The organism is Streptomyces sp. NK08204 (genome assembly GCF_020400585.1).
Lineage (GTDB): Bacteria > Actinomycetota > Actinomycetes > Streptomycetales > Streptomycetaceae > Streptomyces.
Genome location: NZ_JAINVF010000050.1, coordinates 1 through 5198 on the forward strand (window position 1 = coordinate 1; position 5198 = coordinate 5198).

General features: G+C 57.6%; 2 rRNA genes. Both read right to left on the reverse strand.

Features of this window, described 5'->3' with window-relative positions:
* Nucleotides 1–21 precede the first annotated feature (21 nt).
* Nucleotides 22–3136: ribosomal RNA gene (locus tag K7G59_RS34130) — 23S ribosomal RNA — on the reverse strand.
* 307 nt (nt 3137–3443) lie between these two features.
* Nucleotides 3444–4968 (reverse strand): 16S ribosomal RNA (locus tag K7G59_RS34135).
* Together the 16S and 23S rRNA genes form the textbook arrangement of a ribosomal RNA operon.
* Between the last annotated feature and the right edge of the window lie 230 nt (nt 4969–5198).

Below are 5198 nucleotides of genomic sequence, written 5' to 3' on the forward strand. Positions count from 1 at the left end.
ACACAGTGGACGCGAGCAACTGAGGACAAGCCCTCGGCCTATTAGTACCGGTCACCTCCACCAGTTACCTGGCTTCCAGATCCGGCCTATCAACCCAGTCGTCTACTGGGAGCCTTACCCCATCAAGTGGGTGGGAGTCCTCATCTCGAAGCAGGCTTCCCGCTTAGATGCTTTCAGCGGTTATCCCTCCCGAACGTAGCCAACCAGCCATGCCCTTGGCAGAACAACTGGCACACCAGAGGTTCGTCCGTCCCGGTCCTCTCGTACTAGGGACAGCCCTTCTCAAGACTCCTACGCGCACAGCGGATAGGGACCGAACTGTCTCACGACGTTCTAAACCCAGCTCGCGTACCGCTTTAATGGGCGAACAGCCCAACCCTTGGGACCGACTCCAGCCCCAGGATGCGACGAGCCGACATCGAGGTGCCAAACCATCCCGTCGATATGGACTCTTGGGGAAGATCAGCCTGTTATCCCCGGGGTACCTTTTATCCGTTGAGCGACGGCGCTTCCACAAGCCACCGCCGGATCACTAGTCCCGACTTTCGTCCCTGCTCGACCCGTCGGTCTCACAGTCAAGCTCCCTTGTGCACTTACACTCAACACCTGATTGCCAACCAGGCTGAGGGAACCTTTGGGCGCCTCCGTTACCCTTTAGGAGGCAACCGCCCCAGTTAAACTACCCATCAGACACTGTCCCTGATCCGGATCACGGACCCAGGTTAGACATCCAGCACGACCAGACTGGTATTTCAACGACGACTCCACAAACACTGGCGTGCCTGCTTCAAAGTCTCCCAGCTATCCTACACAAGCCGAACCGAACACCAATATCAAACTGTAGTAAAGGTCCCGGGGTCTTTCCGTCCTGCTGCGCGAAACGAGCATCTTTACTCGTAGTGCAATTTCACCGGGCCTATGGTTGAGACAGTCGAGAAGTCGTTACGCCATTCGTGCAGGTCGGAACTTACCCGACAAGGAATTTCGCTACCTTAGGATGGTTATAGTTACCACCGCCGTTTACTGGCGCTTAAGTTCTCAGCTTCGCCCACCCGAAAGTGAGCTAACCGGTCCCCTTAACGTTCCAGCACCGGGCAGGCGTCAGTCCGTATACATCGCCTTACGGCTTCGCACGGACCTGTGTTTTTAGTAAACAGTCGCTTCTCGCTGGTCTCTGCGGCCACCCCCAGCTCGAGGAGCAAGTCCTCTCACCAGAGCTGGCCCCCCTTCTCCCGAAGTTACGGGGGCATTTTGCCGAGTTCCTTAACCATAGTTCACCCGAACGCCTCGGTATTCTCTACCTGACCACCTGAGTCGGTTTAGGGTACGGGCCGCCATGAAACTCGCTAGAGGCTTTTCTCGACAGCATAGGATCATCCACTTCACCACAATCGGCTCGGCATCAGGTCTCAGCCGTATGCAAGGCGGATTTGCCTACCTTGCGGCCTACACCCTTACCCCGGGACAACCACCGCCCGGGATGGACTACCTTCCTGCGTCACCCCATCACTCACCTACTGCAAGTCTGGTTCGTCGGCTCCACCACTCCCCTTTGCCCGAAGGCTCCGGGGCGGCTTCACGGACTTAGCATCGCCTGGTTCGATGTTTGACGCTTCACAGCGGGTACCGGAATATCAACCGGTTATCCATCGACTACGCCTGTCGGCCTCGCCTTAGGTCCCGACTTACCCTGGGCAGATCAGCTTGACCCAGGAACCCTTAGTCAATCGGCGCAAACGTTTCTCACGTTTGTATCGCTACTCATGCCTGCATTCTCACTCGTCAACCGTCCACGACTACCTTCCAGTGCCGCTTCACCCGGCAGACGACGCTCCCCTACCCATCACAGCACCCGTTGGGGCTATACGCTGCAATGACACGACTTCGGCGGTACGCTTGAGCCCCGCTACATTGTCGGCGCGGAATCACTAGACCAGTGAGCTATTACGCACTCTTTCAAGGGTGGCTGCTTCTAAGCCAACCTCCTGGTTGTCTGTGCGACTCCACATCCTTTCCCACTTAGCGTACGCTTAGGGGCCTTAGTCGATGCTCTGGGCTGTTTCCCTCTCGACCATGGAGCTTATCCCCCACAGTCTCACTGCCGCGCTCTCACTTACCGGCATTCGGAGTTTGGCTAAGGTCAGTAACCCGGTAGGGCCCATCGCCTATCCAGTGCTCTACCTCCGGCAAGAAACACACGACGCTGCACCTAAATGCATTTCGGGGAGAACCAGCTATCACGGAGTTTGATTGGCCTTTCACCCCTAACCACAGGTCATCCCCCAGGTTTTCAACCCTGGTGGGTTCGGTCCTCCACGAAGTCTTACCTCCGCTTCAACCTGCCCATGGCTAGATCACTCCGCTTCGGGTCTTGAGCGTGCTACTCAACCGCCCTGTTCGGACTCGCTTTCGCTACGGCTTCCCCACACGGGTTAACCTCGCAACACACCGCAAACTCGCAGGCTCATTCTTCAAAAGGCACGCAGTCACGAGGGACCGAAGTCCCCGACGCTCCCACGGCTTGTAGGCACACGGTTTCAGGTACTATTTCACTCCCCTCCCGGGGTACTTTTCACCATTCCCTCACGGTACTATCCGCTATCGGTCACCAGGGAATATTTAGGCTTAGCGGGTGGTCCCGCCAGATTCACACGGGATTTCTCGGGCCCCGTGCTACTTGGGTGTCTCTCAAACGAGCCGCTGACGTTTCGACTACGGGGGTCTTACCCTCTACGCCGGACCTTTCGCATGTCCTTCGTCTACATCAACGGTTTCTGACTCGTCCTGTTGCCGGCAGACAACAGAAGAGAGATCCCACAACCCCGCATACGCAACCCCTGCCGGGTCTCACACGTATACGGTTTGGCCTCATCCGGTTTCGCTCGCCACTACTCCCGGAATCACGGTTGTTTTCTCTTCCTGAGGGTACTGAGATGTTTCACTTCCCCTCGTTCCCTCCACACTGCCTATGTGTTCAGCAGTGGGTGACAGCCCATGACGACTGCCGGGTTTCCCCATTCGGAAACCCCCGGATCAAAGCCTGGTTGACGACTCCCCGGGGACTATCGCGGCCTCCCACGTCCTTCATCGGTTCCTGGTGCCAAGGCATCCACCGTGCGCCCTTAAAAACTTGGCCACAGATGCTCGCGTCCACTGTGCAGTTCTCAAACAACGACCAGCCACCCATCACCCCGGACCAGACAGATCCGAGTGCACTGGGGCCGGCGACTGAGGAGAAGATCATTCCCTCAGACACCCAACAGCGTGCCCGGCACAGCCAGCCGACCAGATCAGCGTTCCACGCCCCGAAAGGGCAGTACTAGCGCCTGGCCCGTCCTGGACCATACCGAATAATCAACGTTCCACCCATGAGCAACCAGCACCGGACATTCGCCGATGTACTGGCCTCTGACCGAGCAAGCCCGGTAAGAAGTGCTCCTTAGAAAGGAGGTGATCCAGCCGCACCTTCCGGTACGGCTACCTTGTTACGACTTCGTCCCAATCGCTAGTCCCACCTTCGACAGCTCCCTCCCTTACGGGTTGGGCCACCGGCTTCGGGTGTTACCAACTTTCGTGACGTGACGGGCGGTGTGTACAAGGCCCGGGAACGTATTCACCGCAGCAATGCTGATCTGCGATTACTAGCGACTCCGACTTCATGGGGTCGAGTTGCAGACCCCAATCCGAACTGAGACCGGCTTTTTGAGATTCGCTCCACCTCACGGTATCGCAGCTCTTTGTACCGGCCATTGTAGCACGTGTGCAGCCCAAGACATAAGGGGCATGATGACTTGACGTCGTCCCCACCTTCCTCCGAGTTGACCCCGGCGGTCTCCTGTGAGTCCCCATCACCCCGAAGGGCATGCTGGCAACACAGAACAAGGGTTGCGCTCGTTGCGGGACTTAACCCAACATCTCACGACACGAGCTGACGACAGCCATGCACCACCTGTACACCGACCACAAGGGGGGCACTATCTCTAATGCTTTCCGGTGTATGTCAAGCCTTGGTAAGGTTCTTCGCGTTGCGTCGAATTAAGCCACATGCTCCGCCGCTTGTGCGGGCCCCCGTCAATTCCTTTGAGTTTTAGCCTTGCGGCCGTACTCCCCAGGCGGGGAACTTAATGCGTTAGCTGCGGCACCGACGACGTGGAATGTCGCCAACACCTAGTTCCCACCGTTTACGGCGTGGACTACCAGGGTATCTAATCCTGTTCGCTCCCCACGCTTTCGCTCCTCAGCGTCAGTAATGGCCCAGAGATCCGCCTTCGCCACCGGTGTTCCTCCTGATATCTGCGCATTTCACCGCTACACCAGGAATTCCGATCTCCCCTACCACACTCTAGCTAGCCCGTATCGACTGCAGACCCGAGGTTAAGCCTCGGGCTTTCACAATCGACGTGACAAGCCGCCTACGAGCTCTTTACGCCCAATAATTCCGGACAACGCTTGCGCCCTACGTATTACCGCGGCTGCTGGCACGTAGTTAGCCGGCGCTTCTTCTGCAGGTACCGTCACTTTCGCTTCTTCCCTGCTGAAAGAGGTTTACAACCCGAAGGCCGTCATCCCTCACGCGGCGTCGCTGCATCAGGCTTTCGCCCATTGTGCAATATTCCCCACTGCTGCCTCCCGTAGGAGTCTGGGCCGTGTCTCAGTCCCAGTGTGGCCGGTCGCCCTCTCAGGCCGGCTACCCGTCGTCGCCTTGGTGAGCCATTACCTCACCAACAAGCTGATAGGCCGCGGGCTCATCCTTCACCGCCGGAGCTTTACAGCCAGGACCATGCGGTCCCGGCTCATATCCGGTATTAGACCCCGTTTCCAGGGCTTGTCCCAGAGTGAAGGGCAGATTGCCCACGTGTTACTCACCCGTTCGCCACTAATCCACCCCGAAGGGCTTCATCGTTCGACTTGCATGTGTTAAGCACGCCGCCAGCGTTCGTCCTGAGCCAGGATCAAACTCTCCGTGAATGTTTTCCCGTGATCGGGATGAACACCACGAGAGCGGTGCGAGAGGAGGAATGATCCTCTCGCACACAGCGTCCTCGCTGTGTTTTTCAAAGGAACCTCGTCCCAGCGGATGCTGGAGACGGGGTATCAACATATCTGGCGTTGATTTTTGGCACGCTGTTGAGTTCTCAAGGAACGGTCGCTTCCTTTGTACTCACCCTCTCGGGCTTTCCTCCGGGCGCTTCCCTTCG